At 37.1% G+C, this 20,078-nt stretch carries 16 protein-coding genes; 10 read left to right on the forward strand and 6 right to left on the reverse strand.

Annotated features, from left to right (window positions below; all coding sequences use genetic code 11):
• Positions 1–148: 148 nt before the first annotated feature.
• The 4 genes from mscL to FHL05_RS02175 all read right to left on the reverse strand — a co-directional run bounded on the left by mscL (position 149) and on the right by FHL05_RS02175 (position 4,632).
• Complete coding sequence (mscL, locus tag FHL05_RS02160) at positions 149–559, reverse strand: large conductance mechanosensitive channel protein MscL (protein WP_153521933.1); 411 nt, start codon at positions 557–559, stop codon at positions 149–151.
• 130 nt (positions 560–689) lie between these two features.
• Entirely contained in the window at positions 690–2,393 is a 1,704-nt protein-coding gene (locus tag FHL05_RS02165; protein WP_153385539.1) for a glycerol-3-phosphate dehydrogenase/oxidase, read from the reverse strand.
• 85 nt (positions 2,394–2,478) lie between these two features.
• A complete protein-coding gene (locus FHL05_RS02170) occupies positions 2,479–3,819 on the reverse strand; it encodes an HD domain-containing protein (RefSeq protein ID WP_153385538.1) in 1,341 nt (446 codons plus the stop codon).
• Entirely contained in the window at positions 3,820–4,632 is an 813-nt protein-coding gene (locus FHL05_RS02175; RefSeq protein WP_153385537.1) for a lipoyl protein ligase domain-containing protein, read from the reverse strand.
• Positions 4,633–4,687: 55 nt separating this feature from the next.
• On the opposite strand from FHL05_RS02175, the gene FHL05_RS02180 reads away from it, so the two are divergent.
• The 5 genes from FHL05_RS02180 (at position 4,688) to FHL05_RS02200 (ending at position 9,373) form a co-directional block, all read left to right on the forward strand.
• Positions 4,688–5,128: a YwiB family protein gene (locus FHL05_RS02180; RefSeq protein ID WP_153385536.1), complete on the forward strand. Its 441-nt coding sequence runs from the start codon at positions 4,688–4,690 to the stop codon at positions 5,126–5,128.
• 46 nt (positions 5,129–5,174) lie between these two features.
• Complete coding sequence (rpoE, locus tag FHL05_RS02185; RefSeq protein ID WP_153521935.1) at positions 5,175–5,834, forward strand: DNA-directed RNA polymerase subunit delta; 660 nt, start codon at positions 5,175–5,177, stop codon at positions 5,832–5,834.
• Positions 5,835–5,993: 159 nt separating this feature from the next.
• On the forward strand, positions 5,994–7,607 hold the full coding sequence (locus FHL05_RS02190) for a CTP synthase (RefSeq protein WP_153385534.1): 1,614 nt from the start codon (positions 5,994–5,996) through the stop codon (positions 7,605–7,607).
• A 34-nt stretch (positions 7,608–7,641) separates the two neighbouring features.
• On the forward strand, positions 7,642–8,922 hold the full coding sequence (locus tag FHL05_RS02195) for a UDP-N-acetylglucosamine 1-carboxyvinyltransferase (protein WP_153385533.1): 1,281 nt from the start codon (positions 7,642–7,644) through the stop codon (positions 8,920–8,922).
• 202 nt (positions 8,923–9,124) lie between these two features.
• Positions 9,125–9,373, forward strand: coding sequence for a type B 50S ribosomal protein L31 (locus FHL05_RS02200; protein WP_153385532.1), 249 nt, complete (start codon positions 9,125–9,127; stop codon positions 9,371–9,373).
• Between the two features lie 32 nt (positions 9,374–9,405).
• Here the strand turns inward: FHL05_RS02200 and FHL05_RS02205 are convergent, their stop codons facing one another.
• Positions 9,406–10,638 carry a multidrug efflux MFS transporter gene (locus FHL05_RS02205; RefSeq protein ID WP_153521937.1) on the reverse strand — a complete coding sequence of 411 codons (1,233 nt, stop codon included), beginning with the start codon at positions 10,636–10,638 and terminating at the stop codon, positions 9,406–9,408.
• 89 nt (positions 10,639–10,727) lie between these two features.
• On the opposite strand from FHL05_RS02205, the gene FHL05_RS02210 reads away from it, so the two are divergent.
• The 5 genes from FHL05_RS02210 (at position 10,728) to ald (ending at position 17,136) form a co-directional block, all read left to right on the forward strand.
• The gene (locus FHL05_RS02210; protein WP_153385530.1) at positions 10,728–12,092 is read left to right on the forward strand and encodes a UDP-N-acetylmuramoyl-tripeptide--D-alanyl-D-alanine ligase; all 1,365 of its coding nucleotides are present in this window, start codon (positions 10,728–10,730) and stop codon (positions 12,090–12,092) included.
• Between the two features lie 83 nt (positions 12,093–12,175).
• The gene (gene cshA, locus FHL05_RS02215) at positions 12,176–13,708 is read left to right on the forward strand and encodes a degradosome RNA helicase CshA (protein ID WP_162000170.1); all 1,533 of its coding nucleotides are present in this window, start codon (positions 12,176–12,178) and stop codon (positions 13,706–13,708) included.
• Between the two features lie 611 nt (positions 13,709–14,319).
• Complete coding sequence (gene acpS, locus FHL05_RS02220; RefSeq protein WP_153385529.1) at positions 14,320–14,679, forward strand: holo-ACP synthase; 360 nt, start codon at positions 14,320–14,322, stop codon at positions 14,677–14,679.
• A gap of 1 nt (position 14,680) precedes the next feature.
• Positions 14,681–15,793: an alanine racemase gene (alr, locus tag FHL05_RS02225; RefSeq protein WP_153385528.1), complete on the forward strand. Its 1,113-nt coding sequence runs from the start codon at positions 14,681–14,683 to the stop codon at positions 15,791–15,793.
• A gap of 215 nt (positions 15,794–16,008) precedes the next feature.
• On the forward strand, positions 16,009–17,136 hold the full coding sequence (gene ald, locus FHL05_RS02230) for an alanine dehydrogenase (RefSeq protein ID WP_153385527.1): 1,128 nt from the start codon (positions 16,009–16,011) through the stop codon (positions 17,134–17,136).
• 84 nt (positions 17,137–17,220) lie between these two features.
• On the opposite strand, the gene FHL05_RS02235 is transcribed toward ald, so the two are convergent.
• Positions 17,221–19,971 (reverse strand): cation-translocating P-type ATPase, encoded by a 2,751-nt coding sequence (locus FHL05_RS02235; RefSeq protein WP_153385584.1) that lies wholly within the window; start codon positions 19,969–19,971, stop codon positions 17,221–17,223.
• Positions 19,972–20,078: the final 107 nt, after the last annotated feature.

A 20,078-nucleotide genomic window follows, 5' to 3' on the forward strand; every position in this document is an offset into this window, starting at 1 on the left:
ATTAAGCGTATCAATCTTCAAATTTTTTGGCTCCGAGCAAGCTCGTCAGCCAAATAAAAAACAGCTAGACCAATTATGATCTAACTGCTTATGTAAACTGCCATCAACTTAATTTGACGAACAGCCGCAGTTTTTGATAATTTAAAATTTAGTATCTGTTGTTATTATTATTTCTTTGTTGATATCTAAGCAAATCACGAATTTGTTGTAGATATTCAGTTTGTGGATCAGGGATTTCTTCACCAGATTGATCGAACTTACTACGTGATCCATCTCGACGTACACGATTCATCATTTTTACAATCATAAAGACAACGAACATAATGATCAAGAATTGGATAACCGCATTAATAAAGTCACCAATCAAGAAAGTAGCTCCTAAAATTTGAAACTTCATATCTGTTAAGTCGATTTGCCCAATAAAGAGTCCGATAAGCGGATTTAGAAGGTAAGTGGTGATTGCTGATACTAGGCTATTAAAAGCAGCACCAACGATAACACCGACGGCTAAGTCAACAACAGTACCACGGGAAATAAATTCTTGGAATTCCTTAAGCATTCTCGCCAAATCTCCTTCATTGATATATTACCTTTTGCAAAGCACAGATTTTACTGTACTATATTTTCGGAAAATTGAAAGAGGGACGATTAATATTTATCGAAAATTTAATGCAGTTGCAATAGATTTGTTAATCACCGCGTTCTTTGTTAAAGGCCGCGTACTTCTTTTTAACATCGCTTAACTCTGTTGCAGTTATTTTTTGGTTTACTTCATCAGTTAGACGAGCTTTTGTATCGTCATCCCAATCGTAATATTTGGCTAAGCAATCAATAACGTTAGTTTTAATACTTTTGGCATGCTTGATGTCAAATAACAATTGGCTGCTGCGACGAAGTAGAAAGTCTAATGGATGTTCGACCATTTCATATTTCAATCCATAATGCAGCATTGCCCAATCGATTCTTGGAAGACGAGCTTTAGTTTTAGTTTCGGGAATTAACTTGAAGACTTCAATAGCATTAGAACCATAGCGCTGTACGATTCTTTTTGCATCTTCACGGCTGAGGTGATAATCAGTCATCCCTAAATGAATATTCTCATCAAAGAAATCCATCCAATTCTTTTCGCCACCAACGGCACCACCAGATAAAGGCAAGTTCTTGGTTTGTGAATTTCTAAAACGATAATTAGTTTCGTCATTTAGTTGCATAGCAACACGGTCAACAATTTTTTCAGCCATCTTTCGATAACCAGTTAATTTTCCACCAGCAATCGAGAGCAATCCAGATTTAGATTGAAAAATTTCATCTTTACGTGAAATTTCCGAAGGAGATTTGCCTTCTTCTTGAATCAATGGACGAACGCCAGACCAACCACTTTCCACATCGTCTGGAGTAAGATATTGTGGCAAGTCAAACATTTGGTTAGCGGCTGCTAGAATATAAGTGACATCAGTGGCAGTGATGTTTGGTTCCTTAGGATCTTTAGTCCAAGTTGTATCAGTCGTTCCAATGTAAGTCTTATTTTCACGTGGAATAGCAAACATCATTCTGCCATCATGGAAAGGCGTATCAAAGTAAACCGAATTGGTAATAGGGAACTTGTCGTGATCAATTACTAAATGTACGCCTTTTGTAAGATGCAAATGCTTACCAATATCTGAGTGATCCATCTTTCTAATGCCATCGACCCAAGGACCAGCCGCATTGATAATCTTTTTGGCATGAATTTCACCAGTTTTACCTGTAATTAAATCTTTAAAGATGACGCCACAAATTTTTTCGTCGCGGTCATATAATAAACCGACTGCTTTGATGTAATTTGCAATCAAAGCACCTTTTTCATTGGCTTTTTTAGTAACTTCTAAGGTTAAACGAGCATCGTCAGTCCGATATTCAACGTAGACACCAGAGCCCTTAAGACTTTCGCCTTTGATATAAGGCTCTCTTTCCAAAGTATCATGTGCATTGAGCATGTATTTTCTTTCAGAAGCTTTGACGCCAGCCAAACGATCGTAAACATCCAAGGCAATGGCGGTTGAAAATGGTCCAAAGGTGCCATCTTCATAAAAGGGAAGCATCATTTTTAATGGCGTCGTAACGTGTGGAGCGTTGTTATAAACAATTGCTCTTTCGCTACCGACTTCATGGACTTCTTTTAAGGCAGCTTGTTTTAAGTAACGTAATCCACCATGGACTAATTTAGTTGATCGGCTGGATGTACCTGAAGCAAAGTCGCGCATTTCTATCAAGCCAGTTTTGATTTCTCTAGTTTGGGCATCGAGTGCTATTCCACAACCGGTGATTCCACCACCGATAACTAAGAGATCAAGGGTTTGATCTTGTAAGTTTTGTAAATTATTTAATCTAGTTTGGTTTGAAAATTCCTTCATTTTATCCTCCCAATAAGTAGATATTTTACTAAAACTGATTTAGCTATATTCTAATAAAATTACAGAAAAGTTGAAAGTATAGTGACTAAACAATTTTGTTGTTGTGAATATGTTTCTGGAATTTTTCATAATCAGAGCCAAAAATCTCATCTGATTGTTGAGTCAACATCGATTTAGGGAAGTACAATCTTTCATCGCCCAAAATCTTTCCTGTCAAAGCTCTGACCAAACGACTGACAGTCGATAATTCAATCAATGAACCATCATCTTGCATGATTTCAATTTGAGTCCGACTCTTATTGGAATTAGGATTGTAAACATCATATGGCAGATCATAACTGGTATTAGTTGCTGTGTAATATTTTTTATCAAACCCAACGCTTTCAACGATGTCAGCTAATTCAGGCAAAAGATGCTTTGTCTTGTGGTCGTATTCAGCTGATTTGAAAGGTTTACGTGAAAGAAAACGATAAGATAAATCTTTTAAAATTTCGTCAGGATAATATTGCCAAAGAGTGAAATAAGTATTTAAGATGCCGTCATCTAAAAGTAAGTAGTCGTCAATTGTGACCTTGTTTTCAAAGAAAGGAATCAAAAGACTTGGCATTTCAAAGCCATTCATATGGTTGTGTTCATAAAGATCCTTAGCCCGTTGCAACAATTTAGTCAAAACGACTTCCATTCCGCGTGACACTGGGTGGAAATAAACCTGTTGATACATTTGGAAACGACATAAAACATAGTCTTCAACAGCATGCATCCCGTCGTTGTCAAAAGCAATTCCACCTTTATATGGACGCATGACACGCAAAATTCTTGTTAAATCGAACATTCCATACTTGGTGCCTGTGAAATAGGCATCACGCAACAAGTAATCCATTCTGTCGGCGTCAATTTGACTAGAAATCATTTGCACGACTTGAGGATTGGGATAGGTGTGAGCAATTACGCTGGCAACTTTTTCGGGGAAATCAGGTGCAACTTTTTTCAAAACTTGATTGATTTCTGTTTCAGGGGATGTGATGATTTTTTGGGTCCACATCTCGTGATCAGTGTTGAAGATATGCTCAAAAGTATGCGAGTAAGCACCGTGGCCGACGTCGTGCAATAAGGCAGCGCACAAGGCAACGATTCTTTCGTCATCGTTCCAAAGTCCATCGCCAGGTTTCTTAGTAGGATAGTTTCTTTGGAAATTGTCACAGATTTGGCGAGTTATTTCGTAAACACCCATACAATGAGTGAATCGAGAATGTTCGGCGCCTTGGAAAGTAAATGACGAAGTTCCTAATTGTTTGACTCGACGTAGACGTTGAAATTCCTTCGTATTAATCAAGTCAAGAATGACTTTATGTTGGACGTGGATATAATTATGAATAGGATCGCGAAAAACCTTTTCTCGTGGTAGCATTTCTAAATTATAAGTCATTTATTTTTCCTCCAATAGGGCTTTATTTCTTTTAAGAAGATCATTTAATGTTGAATTATAGGCTTCTTGATAGGGAAGTGAATTTTGGATAATAAAGAATTCTTTTTGATCGACTTGATATTCTTGCCTGATAGTGTGTAAAATTCTTTCCTTAGCCATCGTAATCGTTAATTTAGTATCTAACAGTTGATCTAAGTTTTCCATTACTCGTGGATTAACATCAGGATAATCAAACTTTTGACTTTTGGGGAAGTTAGATACTTCGTAGAAGTCTTTCATTAGTTGACCACGTTTTTTTTGATTGCCATTGATACTGATATAAGCCATTACAGCTACACCATTGCCAGCTCGACGTTGCGAGATGCCAGCAAACTTTTTGTCAGCAATGCTCAAATCAAAAGTTCCTGGACAATAAGAGTTGACGATTTCGCCAGTTTTGATATCTTTGGAGAAGGAATCCTTTAAAAGACGATAAATTTTGTTATAAGCATCATCGATCAAGAAATTATCTTTATTAGGTAAGAAAAGAGAACAATTTAAGATTCCGGGGTCAGTCACGACACCAAGCCCGCCAGAATTACGTAAATAATATAGGTAATTTCTCTGCGATAACATTTGCAAACCAGCTTGTAAGTTAGGGAGACGCTTGTCTTGCATTCCTAGAATCACCGTTGGTGGGGTGACCCAAAAGTGAATCACGGGTTGATTATTTTCGGAAACAAATTTTAAAATAGCACCGGTATCTGAAAATGGGACAAGCATATCTTTATTAGAGCTTATTTCTTGGTCGTATAATATAATAGTGTTGTTCACTTAATCACTTCTTTTAATTAATTAATATAATTTTATCATGTAGAGGCAGTAAGTATTGGAAAATAATAGTTTTGATATAAATGTAGAGTTAAACATTGAGACATTACAATCTGGGGAATTAACACACACTAAAATTGCCGAACCGGGTAAGTTCACTCAGATTGGAAATTCAGTTTATTTAAAATTTAATGAAAGTCTAGATAATGATGATACGGCTTCAATCTTAGTTAAGATTACCGATGAGGGTGAAATTCACTTAAAGCGAGTAGCAAAGTCCAAAAATCTTGCTTCACTCTTGTATTTTACACATAATAAGCATAACAGTGGGCATTTGGAAACTGAATATGGAGTCTTGCCTTTGGGAACTTTTACCAAAGATTCCAAGATTGAAATTTTAAATAATCCACTTTCAGGTAAAATAAACATTGATTATGACTTGATTTACGACAATAATGTAATAGGTAATTATAAATTTAGATTGATTTTTGGTGCCTGAGCCGATATGATTATAAGTAAGACGCTGTGAAAGGACGTGTACACGTTTGAAGTTTGATAAATTCAAGGATCAAGATAAAAGCGAGCTCTCACTGATCGAGGTAGCTTATGAGATTCTTAACAACAATGATAAAAAAGTAATGAATTTTTCTGACATCGTTAACGAAATCCAAGACTACTTGGGCAGATCTGACGAAGAGGTCAAGCAATCTCTTCCTCAATTTTATACAGATTTGAACAATGATGGTAGTTTTCTTTCACTTGGGGAAAATGTTTGGGGATTACGTAAATGGTATCCATATGATTCAGTTGATGAGGAAGTAAATCACCCTGAAGACAATGGATCTGAAAATGCCCATAAGGCTGCTCAAAAAGTTAATGCCTTCTTAAGCGATGACGATGAAGATGATGATGTTGTCGACTACGACGATGACAACGATTTAGATGTATCCGATATGGATGATGACGATGATGACAATGGTTCATCTGACAATGGTCCTGACTTGTCTAAGTTCTCTAATTCTGATATAACCGTTGATGACGATGACGACGATCCACATGATGACAGTTTGGAAGATGGTATCGAAGGCCAACTTTCAGAATTTGATGCGGACGATGATGACGCTGACGACGAAGATATCGACTTGTCTGATGAAGACAACGATGATGATGACAGCGACAAAGACGACGACGATACAAATAAATAAAATTTTCGAATTAAAAGTTTGACGACTCGAACATATCACGGTATTATATAGTTCGGGCTCTATTAGATAGACAACTTCAAGTTCCCTGTTCATGCAGAATAGGGGACTTTTTTATTTTTGTGAGTGAGAAATCCCTAGAAACAATATGTGGAGGAAGATATGACTAAATACATTTTTATTACAGGTGGAGTCGTTTCATCATTAGGTAAGGGAATTGTTGCCGCATCCCTTGGAAGACTTTTAAAGAATCGCGGCCTAAAGGTTACAATGCAAAAATTTGATCCCTATATCAATGTGGACCCAGGAACAATGAGCCCATATCAACATGGTGAAGTTTTTGTTACTAACGATGGTACAGAAACTGACCTTGATTTAGGACATTATGAAAGATTTATCGATAACGATTTGAACAAATATTCAAACGTTACAACTGGTAAAATCTATTCCGAAGTAATTCGTCGCGAACGTCGTGGTGATTACAACGGAGCAACTGTGCAAGTTATTCCACATATTACTGATATGATCAAGCAAAAGATCATGCGTGCTGCTTCAACTACTGATTCAGATGTAATCATTACCGAAGTTGGTGGTACTGTTGGTGATATCGAATCACAACCATATTTGGAAGCATTGCGTCAAATGAAAGCCGAAGTTGGCTCAGAAAATGTTGTTTATATTCACACATCATTAGTTCCTTACTTGAAGGCTGCTGGTGAAATGAAGACTAAACCAACACAACACAGTGTTAAAGAACTACGTGGAATTGGTATTCAACCTAACATTTTGGTTGTTCGTACTGAACTTCCAATGCCACAAAGCATGAAAGACAAAATTGCATCATTTTGTGATGTTGATTCAGAAGCTGTTATTGAATCACGTGATGCTAGTTCACTTTATGATGTTCCATTGAACTTACAAGCACAAAGCTTTGATGATATTGTTTGTCGTTACCTACACTTAGATACAAAACCAGCCGACATGAAGAATTGGCATAAGTTAGTTGATCGTGTTCACAACTTGAAGCATAAGACAAAGATCACTATGGTTGGTAAGTATACAAAATTACAAGATGCTTACATTTCTGTAACAGAGGCTCTCCGTGCTGCCGGTTATGTTTATAATACAGAAATAGAAATTGAAAAAATTTCCGCTGATGTCATCAACGAAGATAACGTTGCTGATTACTTAAAAGATTCAGATGGTATCGTAGTTCCTGGTGGTTTCGGTAGCCGTGGACTAGAAGGCATGATTGCTTCAATTAAGTATGCTCGTGAAAATGATGTTCCTTATCTTGGACTTTGCTTAGGTATGCAAATGGCAAGTATCGAATTTGCTCGAGATGTTGCTGGTATCAAAGATGCAACAACTGGTGAAATCGATCCAGATGCTAAACACAAGATTATTGATATCATGGCAGATAAAAAAGATGTTGAAGACCGTGGTGGTACTTTACGTTTGGGTTCATATCCATGTAAACTAAAACCAGGTACAAAGACAGCTGCTGCTTATGACAATCAATCAGTTATTCAAGAAAGACATCGTCACAGATATGAATTTAACAATGAATATCGTAAACAATTTGAAGATCTTGGCCTAGTATTCTCAGGTGTATCTCCTGACAATCACTTGGTTGAAGTTATTGAAGTTCCTGAAAACAAGTTCTTCATTGCTGCTCAATACCATCCAGAATTCTTATCAAGACCAACTAAACCAGAAGGCTTGTTCAAAGGCTTTATCGGTGCAGCTTCAGGCCTTGAAGAAGATGAAATGTAATCTTCGGTAGTCAAATATAGTTAGGAAAAAGCTTATGCAAAAACTTGTAATCAACGGTGGAAAGAAGTTATCAGGTGAGGTAACGATCGGTGGCGCTAAAAATAGCACTGTCGCTTTGATACCTGCAGCTATCTTATCTGAAACACCGGTAGTGTTAGATTCTGTTCCACAAATTAGAGATGTAAAAAACTTACGTTCTATTTTGAAAGATATGAACGTTACTTCAGAAATGAATAATGATGTATTGCGAATTGATCCAACTAAGATTCAATTTGCTGAATTGCCAAGTGGAAAAGTTAGCAGTTTGCGCGCTTCATATTATTTTATGGGTGCCATGCTGGGTCGCTTTGGTAAAGCAGTAGTTGGTTTTCCTGGTGGTGACGACATTGGACCACGTCCAATTGATCAACATATCAAAGGATTCGAAGCACTAGGGGCACACGTTGAGAACAAACATGGGCAGATCATTATTACTGCTCCACAAGAGGGTCTTAAAGGAGCCAAAATCTTTTTAGATATGGTTTCAGTCGGTGCAACAATCAATGTTATTCTGGCAGCTGTTAAGGCTAAGGGGACAACTGTGATTGAAAATGCCGCTAAGGAACCAGAAATCATTGATTTAGCAACATTTTTGAATAATATGGGTGCTGTTATTCGTGGTGTAGGTACGGAAACAATTAGAATTGAAGGTGTAGATAATCTTCGTTCCAATAATGCACACACAATTATTCCAGACCGGATTGAAGCAGGAACTTATCTAAGCTTAGCTGCAGCCAATGGTGGTGGTATTCTCGTCAAGAATATCATCAGCGAGCACTTGGATGCTTTCTTAGCTAAACTGGATGAAATGGGAGTCAACTTAGAAGTTGGCGAAGATAGTATTTACGTTAAACCATCACCAAATTTGAAAGCTGTTAATATCAAAACAATGCCATATCCTGGCTTTGCAACGGATTTACAGCAACCAATTACGCCACTTTTGATGAAAGCTAGTGGCGAAGCGATGGTCGTTGATACGATTTATCCTAAACGAGTTAAGCACATTTCCCAACTTAATAAGATGGGAGCAGACATTACTAGTGAAAATGATTTAATCTTTGTTCACGGTGGTGCCAAATTGAAGGGTGCTAATGTTTCAGCTGATGAGATTCGTGCTGGAGCTTGTTTAATGATTGCCGGATTATTAGCTGATGGTCAAACGGTAATTGACCATGCCGAAAATATTTTACGTGGCTACGATCAAGTAGTCTGGAAGTTGCATTGTTTAAACGCCGATGTTAAATTGATTGGTGAAGACGATATGATTGAATCTTAATTTTTGATTGTTTAATTTATCAAAAAAGAGGACGCCATTGGCGTTCTCTTTTTTAGGTTGATTGATTCAGTTTCTGACCAAAAAGTCAATTTACATTATTAGGAATCTATTGAATAATTAGCTAACTCATGATAATATTAAACACTGTTAGTAATTTAATCTATATTTCCGTTAAGGATTTATGGCAAAGGAGCGACATAGAATGAAACAAGGAATTCACCCAGATTATCACCAAGTTGTATTTATGGACTCTTCAACAGGTAAGAAGTTCTTAGCTGGTTCAACAGTTCAATCAAGTGAAACAGTTGATTATGAAGGTACAGAATACCCATTAGTTCGTGTTGAAATTTCATCAGATTCACATCCTTTCTATACTGGTAAACAAAAGTTTGCTCAAGCAGATGGACGTATCGATCGTTTCAACAAGAAATATGGCTTGCAAAACAAGTAAAACGAATAAAAAAAGTCATCCGTTCGGATGGCTTATTTTTTTGGTTTATTCTTCTTTAACTTCAAGTGTGAAAATACCCAGGTAAAGTTGATCAAGGCTAGGAAACTAGTGCTCAAGAAGACAGAGGAATAACTCAAGACACTTGAGATAGAAGAACCTAGCAATGGTCCACAGACATTACCAACTGATTGGAATGACTGATTATATCCAAAGATTCGACCGGTGTATTTGGCATCAGTGTATTTGGCCAAGATGGTTTGAATTTGTGGTACCAAACAAGCATCAGAAATACCAACTAAGAATCGCAAAACTGCTAGTTGCCAAACATTAGTAACAAATGCCTGTGGAATATAGACAAGTATTGCAAAAATCAAACCACCAACCAGAATTTTACCAGTACCAATTTTATCTCCCAAAGCTCCAAATCTTGGGGCAGCGATAATGTTGGCAATCCCTGGCATTGCAGCAACTACGCCGGCTACTAAGGTGACTTGACTAGAATTATGCATCAATTGTTTAACATACAAACTGATGATTGGATTAATCGAGTTATTCGATGTTTGCACGATCATAGTCGTAACGAACATTGCCAAAATCAGATTAGGATTTTTCAACTTGTGGAAAATCTCTTTAGTTGATTCTTCTTGTCCTTTTGGAATTGGTTTGAAATCCTCTTGGATAAAGATTATTACCAAAATAAAGGCAATGAATAGCAATGTACCGGTTATCATAAATGGTATGCGATAACCAAAATACTGCGCGATGACACCACCGACCAAAGGTCCTAAAAGCGTTCCTGAAATGACTCCAGTGTTTAGAGTACCAAGAGCCTGTCCGCTTTCTGAACGTGGGGCTGTTGACGCAATCAAGGTATTAGCGTTGCTGACGAATCCTGAAAAGACACCTTGAAGGAGTCGTAAAACAACTAATTGCCATGGAGCTGTAACGAAGGCTTGAAGGAATATAACGATAGCCATACCTAGAGAAGCTCGAATCAGCATTAACTTACGACCGCGTCGATCGGCAATTTTACCCCAAATTGGTGAAATTATCGCCATGACGAGAAACGTCGATGAAAAGGCGATACCATTCCAGATGACGAGCTGACTTTTGGTGAAATTACCTAACTGGTTAATGTATAATGGCATAAAGGGTGTTATCATACTGAAGCCGATACCTGATACAAAAGTACTGAACCATAAAACGATTAAATTTCGTTTCCAATAATTATTCGGTTCAGGACTATTATCTGCATTAGATGTCATATACATCAAATCCTTTCTAAGTATCTTAGTATACTCTTTTTTTGTTTAGTTCTTATAAATTTAATTTTTTAAATTGAGGAAGTTTTTTCATGAAGATGAAGTTAAGGGAAGTCTACTCCGCATTAAAAATCCAAGCAGACTCTATTGCTGACGTCGAAATTACTGGCGTTTGCTTTGATAGTCGCAAAGCTCAAAAGGGCGACTTATTTTTTCCATTGCAAGGACAACGCGATGGACATGAGTTTATAAATAGTGCCATTGAAAATGGTGTGAGTGCAACAATTTGGCAAAGCGATCATGATATTCCTAATGACAAGATACCTTATGTTGTCGTTAAGAATGTTTCGAACGCTTTTGAAACATTGGCCAAGTATTATTTGGGTAAAGTAAATCCGAGAGTTATTGCTGTAACTGGCAGCAATGGGAAGACTACTACCAAAGATATGATTGCAAAAATTCTTAGTACCAATAATAATGTAGCGAAAACTCCACAGAATTTTAACAATGAAATTGGTGTACCATTCACCATTTTGAATATGCCTACTAATACGGAAGTTTTGGTAGTTGAAATGGGAATGGACCGTCCTGGACAAATTGACCATTTGAGCAGTATTGCTAATCCAGATATTTCAGTTATTACGATGATTGGTGAGGCTCATATTGAGTTCTTTGGGACTCGTGACAAAATTGCTGACGCAAAAATGGAGATTGTCGTTCACTTACAAGAAGACGGAAGATTTGTCTTTAATGGTGATGAGCCATTATTGTTAGAACGTGCTAAAAAAGTTAATCAAGAGAAGTTAACTTTCGGCAATCAAGACAGTAATACCTTGTATGCAACACAAATAAGCCCTGGTAAAACGTCAACTAAATTTAAGACTAACCTTTGGCCAGAGCTAGATTTTGAAATTCCAATGATGGGTGAATATAATGTTAATAATGCATTGGCTGCTTTATTAGTTGGAAAAGTTTCTCATATTCAACCTGAGGCAATGCAAAAAGCCTTAAGCAATCTGTTCGTTACTCAAAACCGGACAGAGTGGATGAAGGCAAAAAATGGTGCTGATATTTTGAGTGATGTGTATAACTCAAATCCAACAGCTGCCATTGAAGTTTTAAACAGTCTCAAAGAAATAAAAACAGCCGGTCGGAAGTTGATCGTTTTAGGAGATATGTTGGAGTTAGGGGATGCTTCTAAGCGTCTACATGAATCTCTCTTTGAACATATCAGTCCAGATGACTTTGAAAAAGTCTATTTAATTGGTGATTATATGAAGTTTTTGAAAGATAAACTCAGTGACAAGTATGATTCCTCTAATTTGTTTTGGTACGAAAAAGACCAACTTGCTGACTTGACCACAGATTTAAAGAAAGAATTAAAACCAGATGACACCGTCTTATTAAAGGGAAGCCATGGAATTCACTTAGAAAACGTTTTACATGATTTAATTTAGAAGTTGTTATTTGAGTTTGTGTATAAAACGTGGTAAAGTAGTCAAATTGTTATTTATCGTGTTTTAAAAAATGGAGGACATTTGTGAAATTTAAAGAATTAGATTTAGATCCCAGATTATTGAGTGCCGTAGACGAAGCCGGTTTTGAAGAAACTACACCTATCCAAGCTCAAACTATTCCACTAGTTATGACTGGCGACGACGTTATCGGACAAGCTCAAACTGGTACAGGTAAGACGGCAGCCTTTGGCTTACCATTGCTAAATGCCGTTGATACTCAATCAAGCGATATTCAAGCATTGATTATCTCACCAACTAGAGAATTAGCTATCCAAACTCAAGAAGAGTTATATCGTTTAGGTAGTAAGAAGAAAGTTAAAGTTCAAAGTGTTTATGGTGGATCAGATATTAGAAGACAAATTCGTGCTCTAAAGAGCCATCCACAAATCATCGTTGGTACACCGGGTAGAATGCTCGATCACATCAACCGTCACACTTTGAAGTTGCACAACGTTAAGACTGTTGTACTTGATGAAGCTGATGAAATGTTGGACATGGGATTCGTTGAAGATATTGAAAGTATCCTATCAAACGTACCTAATAAGCACCAAACATTGTTGTTCTCTGCAACAATGCCTAAGCCAATCATGAAGATTGCTGATAAGTTCATGACTGAACCTAAGATTGTTAAGATTAAGTCAAAGGAATTGACTGCTGACAAGATTGAACAATACTTTGTTAAAGCAAAAGATTTTGAAAAATTTGATTTGATGACACGTCTTTTCGATGTTCAAGCACCTGAATTGGCCTTGATTTTCGGACGTACTAAGCGTCGTGTTGACGAATTGACTCGTGGATTGCAAGCTCGTGGTTACAACGCTGAAGGTATTCACGGAGACTTATCACAAGATAAGAGAACGAGCGTTTTACGTAAGTTCAAAGCTGGTAAGTTAGACTTCCTTGTGGCAACTGATGTTGCTGCTCGTGGTTTGGATATTTCCGGTGTATCACATGTTTATAACTATGATATTCCTCAAGATCCTGACAGTTATGTTCACCGTATTGGACGTACAGGACGTGCCGGACACTCTGGTGTGTCAGTAACTTTCGTTACACCAAACGAAATGGGTTACTTACGTACAATCGAAAACCTAACAAAGAAGCGCATGGAACCAATGGCTCCACCAACTGATAAAGAAGTTCTTAAAGGACAACTTGAAGCAGTTAAACAAGAGATTAAAGATACTTTGGAACATGACAAACATCTTGATCGTTTTGATGACGCTGTTACAGAATTGCTTTCAGAATATTCAGCTGAAGATATCACACGAGTATTCTTGAGTGATGCAATCAAAGATGCTGAAAGTGTTCCCGTTAAGATTGCTCCTGAAAGACCACTTCCATCTAGAAAAGTTAGTCACAGTAGATCAGGTCATGGCCGTCGTGGTAGAAATAACGGTGGTCGCGGTCGTCGTAATGGTGGCGAAAACCATCACAGACGTCGTAACAATGATCATCATGATGACAAGAATGGTGGCAAGCGTCGTGAACATGACAATCGTCGTCACGGACGTAGCAAGAAATCATTCAAGATTAGAACAAATCTAGAAAAATAATATAAAATTATAATATTTTTGATTTAGGCAAGGTAAATGAGTTTACTTTGCCTTTTTTTGTACAGTAAAATAGGGCAAGTGCTTAGAATAAATAACACTTAATAAATAATTTTATGAAGTATTTTGCCTAATTGGACTTGTAAAGTATTTTGAAAATGCTATCATTTAGGCTTAGACTTCACAAGTTACCAATGGAGTTGGAAGTGTTTGTGGATAAGCGCTTTTGATTTTTAAAAAATTAATTTTTTTGCACAAGGATAAACTTGTGGATAAGTTTTTTCTGTTGGTTTAATGAGTTATATGAGATGCATGTGAGTTATTTTTTCGGTATCTCTTTTGAAATAAAGCATATTAGGTAACTTTATTCAGAGGTTAAGTATGTTTTTGAACTCTGAACTTGAAAACAAGTAAGTTATACTTACTTAATTTTTTTGTATAATTAAGTCACTTTATTGTGCTTGTTCACTGAAACGAGCTGCACAAGGGCAACTCTCTACACCTAAGTCTATTTCCCAAACCGTCTGCTACGCAGCCAATTTGAGAAATTGTCTTACGCTCCGAGAGCTAATCGCCCTTGTTCCGCTCTCTAAAAAAGGAGTTGTATTCTATATATGATTAAGGGTCTGGGTATAGATATTGCGGAGATTGATCGAGTACGTAAGATTTATGGTCGTCATCCTCGATTTTTGGAGAAAATTTTAAATGAAGATGAGATTGCTGTTTTCAATTCTTTAAATACTGAAAAGGCTAAGATTACTTATCTAACAGGGCGTTTCTCTGTTAAGGAGGCTTTCACTAAAGCTATGGGAACTGGGCTTCGTGGCATCGGTTTTCATGATTTGAGCATTTTGAATCATCAATCTGGTCAACCTTATATCAAAACTGATTTATTTAAAGGAAATATCTTGGTATCTATTTCGGATACTGATGAGCTAGTAATAACCGAGGTTATTCTAGAGGAGGCAGAGTAATATGTTACCATCAATTCATCGTCCAGCTTATGTGGAAGTTGATTTAAGCAAATTAAAAAAGAATCTTCAAAATGAGTTAAATGCCGTCCCTGAAGGTACTGAGGTTTTTGCAGTCGTAAAAGCTAATGCTTATGGTCACGGTTTAGTTAAGGTTGCTCAAGCAGAAATTGCTTATGGTGCAACTGGTTTATGCGTAGCTACATTAGATGAGGCTTTAGAGGTACGTAATAGTGGCGTACAAGCTCCAATTCTCGTTTTAGGTATAATTCCCGTCGAGTATGCAAAAATCGCTTCAAGAGCTAATATATCAGTTACAGTTGGTGACCTAGATTGGCTAAAGGTGGCTGTCGAATTACGAACAACTAACTTAAAAGTTCATCTTGCCATCGATAGTGGTATGGGTCGAATCGGTTTTCAAAACCGCGATGATTTAGTTGAAGCCTGCAATTTCTTGAACGAACATCAAAGAGCCTTTATTCCAGAAGGTTTATTCACGCACTTTGCAACAGCAGATAGTCCTGATGAAAAGTATTTTGAAAAACAAGTTGCAAATTTCAAAGAAATGAAGAGAGATTTGCCCACGAACTTTACTTATGTTCACTGTGCAAATTCAGCAACAGCTTTGTGGCATAAGGATTTGGCCATCAATATGGTGCGCTATGGAATTGCCTTGTATGGTTTAAACCCTTCAGGGACAGATATTACGCAATTGCCATTTAAATTAGAACCTGCTTTGAGCCTTTATTCAGAGCTAGTTTTTGTTAAGAAAGTCAAGGCTGGTACAAGTATTGGATATGGTGCAACTTACACAAGCCAAGAGGATGAATGGATCGGTACGGTTCCCATTGGCTATTCAGATGGTTGGTTGCGCCGGATGTCTGGTTCAAATGTTTTGATCAATGGTCAAAAATGTCAGATTGTTGGTCGGGTCTGCATGGATCAATTCATGGTTCGACTTCCTAAGAAAATGCCAGTCGGTACTCGAGTAACTATTATTGGTAAAGATGGCGATGAGGAAATCACCGCTACTGATGTGGCTGAATATGCTAAAACAATTAATTATGAAATTCTTTGCTGCTTGAGTGAAAGATTGCCAAGAGTATATAAAAAATAAAGAAATATTTGTGTTTCAAATATTAAAATTTAAGAGGTCTTGATAATTATTCTTTTTATTATCAGGGCTCTTTTTTTATCGGCAGAAGTAAAAAATAGTTAAAATCTAATTCCTTTCTTTAAAATTAATTCCCAGCTTAATTAAATTGTTAAGGCTTACATTACATGATATGATGTATTCATCAAAAAGAAATCCACAATAAGGAGGAAAGATTGATGATAGTTGGCGTACCTAAAGAGCTAAAGAAACAGGAAGATCGTGTTGGTTCGACACCAGATGGAGTGGCGGGGCTAGTTAAAGCAGGTCATCAAGTTTTAGTTGAAGACAATGCCGGTCTAGGTTCTGGATATACTAACCAACAATATCTTGATGCAGGAGCATCAATCGTTACTCAAGCTGAGGCTTGGAATTGCGAGATGATTATCAAAGTTAAGGAACCAATCGAAAGTGAGTACAAATATTTTAAAGCTGGTCAAATTATTTACACATATTTACATTTGGCAGCTAATAAAAAATTAACCGAGGCATTATTGGAAAGTAAAGCAACGGGAATCGCCTATGAAACTATGATTGGTCCAGATGGCAGTTTGCCACTGTTGTTCCCAATGAGTGAAATTGCCGGTCGAATGGCAGTGCAAGTGGGAGCTCATTTTTTAGAGAAACCACATCTTGGTAAAGGATTGCTCCTGAGTGGCGTTCCAGGAGTAAAAAAGGGCAAAGTTACGATTATTGGCGGTGGAACAGTTGGTGTCAACGCAGCCAAAATTGCGATTGGTATGGGAGCATCTGTCACGCTCTTAGATATCAATCCCAAGCGTTTGGAAGAAATTGAAAATATCTTTTCGGGCAAGATTCAAACATTGATGTCTAATTCACAAAATATTGCACATTGTGTCAAAGAATCTGACTTGGTAATTGGAGCGGTACTGATTCCGGGAGCTGCAACTCCAAAATTGGTTACTGAAAAAATGATTGCTTCAATGGAAGCCGGCTCAGTGGTGGTGGATATTCCTATCGATCAAGGTGGTCTCTTTGAAACTAGCGTTAAGGCAACAACTCATGAAGATCCCGTTTATGTCTCGCATGGTGTAGTTCATTATACTGTGGCTAATATTCCAGGAGCGGTTCCGAAAACTGCTACTCAAGCCTTATCAAGCGTTACAATGCCATATGCTTTAGCAATCGCTGACAAGGGCGTGTCTTTGGAACAAAATAAAACTATTCAAACTGGCATCAATACTTATCAAGGCAAGTTGACTCAAAAAGCTGTTGCGGATAGTTTGAACTTGGAATACAGCTCGTTGATAGATATTATAATGAATGATTCTAAAGTAAAAAATTAAAAAGAGACTGTGACAAAAGCAGCTTTTAATCCAAAAAAAAGTTGTGATATAGATTTGTACAAATCTTATATCACAACTTTTTAGTTACCAAATTTTAATTTTGAAAATTTCCTTAAGTCCTGAAAGGACAAAAGTAGGAATAGCAGGGATAAAGATGACCCATAAATAAACGATTCGAGGTAATTGCGCTGTTCCCATCACAAGATTGAAGAATGGGATGGCAGTGACTAGAATTGATGAAATACCAGCAAATAAAACTGCTACTAATAGATGTTTATTTTCAAATGGATTTCTTCTAAAAATCGATTTGGAGCTTCTAGCATCAAAAACATGCCATAATTGTCCGAAAACTAGGGTCAAAAAAGCGGCTGTTTGAGCTTGATTAGGGGTGAAATTATTTCGTGCAGCCCAGTAAAAGGCTAAGTAAACCATCGCTCCCATAATAGTTCCTCGAATCAAGACTCTTGACCAGGTGTGGTTAGCGAGAATCGATTCGTTTACATCACGAGGTTTTTCTTTCATAATGTCAGATTCAGCAACATCATATCCTAAAGCAAATGATGGCAAAGAATCGCTGATCATATTGACCCATAAGACCATCAAAGCAGTCAACGTTGCTGTACCAGCGGTTACTTGACCAATCGATTGAGTAAAGAATAATCCAAATAGTAAAGACATTACTTCGGCAACGTTAGTTGTTAGTTCATGACGCATGAAATTTTTGATATTAGCGTAAATCATCCGACCACTACGAACTGATTTTTCAATGGTCGTAAATTTGTCATCTAGTAAAATCAAATCGGCTGAATCTTTGGTTACTTCCGTACCGGTTATACCCATGGCAATTCCAATGTCGGCTGCTTTTAAAGCTGGAGCATCATTGACACCATCGCCAGTCATAGCAACTATTTGTCTTTGACGTTGCAGCTGCTTGATAATTCTTTGTTTATGTTCTGGGGTTACTCGTGCATAGATATTCGTTTTTAAAACTGAATTGAAGAGTTCATCATCAGACATCTTCTCGATTTCAGAACCTGAAATTACAACTGCGTTTTTAGATTTGACGATTCCCAAATCATAAGCAATAGCTCGGGCTGTTTTGGCATGGTCGCCGGTAATCATCACTACTTCAATTTTGGCATCGTTTAAAGTTTTAACTGATTTTTTAACTTCTGGCCTTGGTGGATCAATAATGCCAGCTACGCCAACAATCGTCAGTTGCTGTTCTAATTCCTCAATAGTACTTGTCTGTGCTTCTTTTTGAGTTAAGTCACGATAGGCAACTGCTAAAGTCCGCAGAGCTTTAGTAGCGTATTCGTCGACTATATTTGAGAATTGTTGATGATTGGAACTGGAAACAATTTTATTATTAAGCAAAATGTTTTGACTATTTTTTAAAAGAACATCAGGAGCTCCTTTGGTATAAAGCCGATAGGCAGTTGGCGTCTCAACAACAACGCTCATCATTTTACGGTCACTGGTAAAAGGCAATGTTCTCATAATTTTATTGGAACTTTTTAGTGATTCTTTAGTTACGCCAGCTTTTTGGCCTAAAACATTTAAGGCAATTTCTGTTGGATTTCCAAACGGTTTGAATTTCCCATTGACCTCTTTGACAGAAGCCTCGTTACATAAGACGCTACCTTTGATAAATAAGGAATCATCAGCTTGAAAATTAATTTCACCGGCTTTGATTTCTCCCACTGGTTCATAACCAAGTCCACTTACTTTGTAGGAATGTTGACCGTCATAAAAATTAGTTACGGTCATTTGATTTTGCGTTAAAGTACCAGTTTTATCGGAACAAATATAAGAGGTACTGCCTAAAGTTTCAACGCTATTGAGGGACTTGATCAATCCATTATTAGCAGCTGTCTTAGTAGCACCGATCGTCAGAACAATCGATAAAACAATTGGCATTGCATCAGGGATTGATGCTACAGCTAAGGAAATCGAGGTTGATAAAACAGATGTGATTGAAGCAATACTTAATTCACCAGCCTTGATGATTCCAATGATAAAAGTCAAAATAACGACAGCTAAAGAGATTTTCATCAAACTGCTAGTTAATTTTTTAATGGTGACTTGAAGTGGGGAAGTCTTTGTATCTGAATTTTGAATCAACGTCGCAATGTTACCCATTTCGGTGTTATCACCGATACCAACAACGACACCAATACCTTGGCCGTTAGAGACAGTTGAACCTGAATAACCCATGTTATTACGGTCAGCCAATTGAGTATCTTCAGAAATAACTGAAGTATCTTTTGAAATTGCATCAGCTTCACCAGTTAAGTGAGACTCGATAACTTGTAATTCTGAACTCTTGATCCAGCGTACATCGGCTTCAACAAAGTCTCCCATTTTAACTTTGATAATATCGCCGACGACAATTTGGGAAGTGGGGATGGTTTGCCATTCATGGTCTCGCAAGACAACGCTAGTCCGGTTATCCATTTCTTTCAGGGCATCTAGACTCTTTTTGGTGCTCATTTCTTGGAAAAAGACGATTGAAGCATTTATAATGACTAAGATAAAAATGGCAATAGCTTCATAAAGAGCTTCTTTTCCATGTTGTGGTTCATTTTGAACATTGAAGGCGTAAAAAGAACTTAGCAGAGATAAAAAAATTGCACCGATAAGTACAATCACGATAGGTTCTTTAAAGCCCTTGAGAAAAATTTTCCACGCGGGATCTTCTTTTTTCTCAGATAGTTTATTTGTACCATATAAATTTCGATTTTCGAGGACTTGTTGATTACTTAGGCCACGGTTTGAATCGACTAATAGCTTATCTAAAACGTCAGTAGTTGTTAGTTGATAGAATTTGGTCAGAAAATCAGTCCTTTCACTAATTTCGCAATAATTTTCATACAAAATGGGATTGATAAAATTTATAAATTATTTTGCCCTTGTAAAAATATTATCATATTTTATATATG

It is taken from the genome of Companilactobacillus halodurans (assembly GCF_009600995.1).
Classification (GTDB): Bacteria; Bacillota; Bacilli; order Lactobacillales; family Lactobacillaceae; genus Companilactobacillus; species Companilactobacillus halodurans.

Excerpts from the sequence above, each read along its gene's own strand:
- mscL (WP_153521933.1), bottom strand. The coding sequence starts at position 559 with ATGCTTAAGGAATTCCAAGAATTTATTTCCCGTGGTACTGTTGTTGAC.
- FHL05_RS02165 (WP_153385539.1), bottom strand. The coding sequence starts at position 2,393 with ATGAAGGAATTTTCAAACCAAACTAGATTAAATAATTTACAAAACTTA.
- FHL05_RS02170 (WP_153385538.1), bottom strand. The coding sequence starts at position 3,819 with ATGACTTATAATTTAGAAATGCTACCACGAGAAAAGGTTTTTCGCGAT.
- FHL05_RS02190 (WP_153385534.1), top strand. The coding sequence starts at position 5,994 with ATGACTAAATACATTTTTATTACAGGTGGAGTCGTTTCATCATTAGGT.
- FHL05_RS02195 (WP_153385533.1), top strand. The coding sequence starts at position 7,642 with ATGCAAAAACTTGTAATCAACGGTGGAAAGAAGTTATCAGGTGAGGTA.
- FHL05_RS02200 (WP_153385532.1), top strand. The coding sequence starts at position 9,125 with ATGAAACAAGGAATTCACCCAGATTATCACCAAGTTGTATTTATGGAC.
- FHL05_RS02205 (WP_153521937.1), bottom strand. The coding sequence starts at position 10,638 with ATGACATCTAATGCAGATAATAGTCCTGAACCGAATAATTATTGGAAA.
- FHL05_RS02210 (WP_153385530.1), top strand. The coding sequence starts at position 10,728 with ATGAAGATGAAGTTAAGGGAAGTCTACTCCGCATTAAAAATCCAAGCA.
- acpS (WP_153385529.1), top strand. The coding sequence starts at position 14,320 with ATGATTAAGGGTCTGGGTATAGATATTGCGGAGATTGATCGAGTACGT.
- alr (WP_153385528.1), top strand. The coding sequence starts at position 14,681 with ATGTTACCATCAATTCATCGTCCAGCTTATGTGGAAGTTGATTTAAGC.
- ald (WP_153385527.1), top strand. The coding sequence starts at position 16,009 with ATGATAGTTGGCGTACCTAAAGAGCTAAAGAAACAGGAAGATCGTGTT.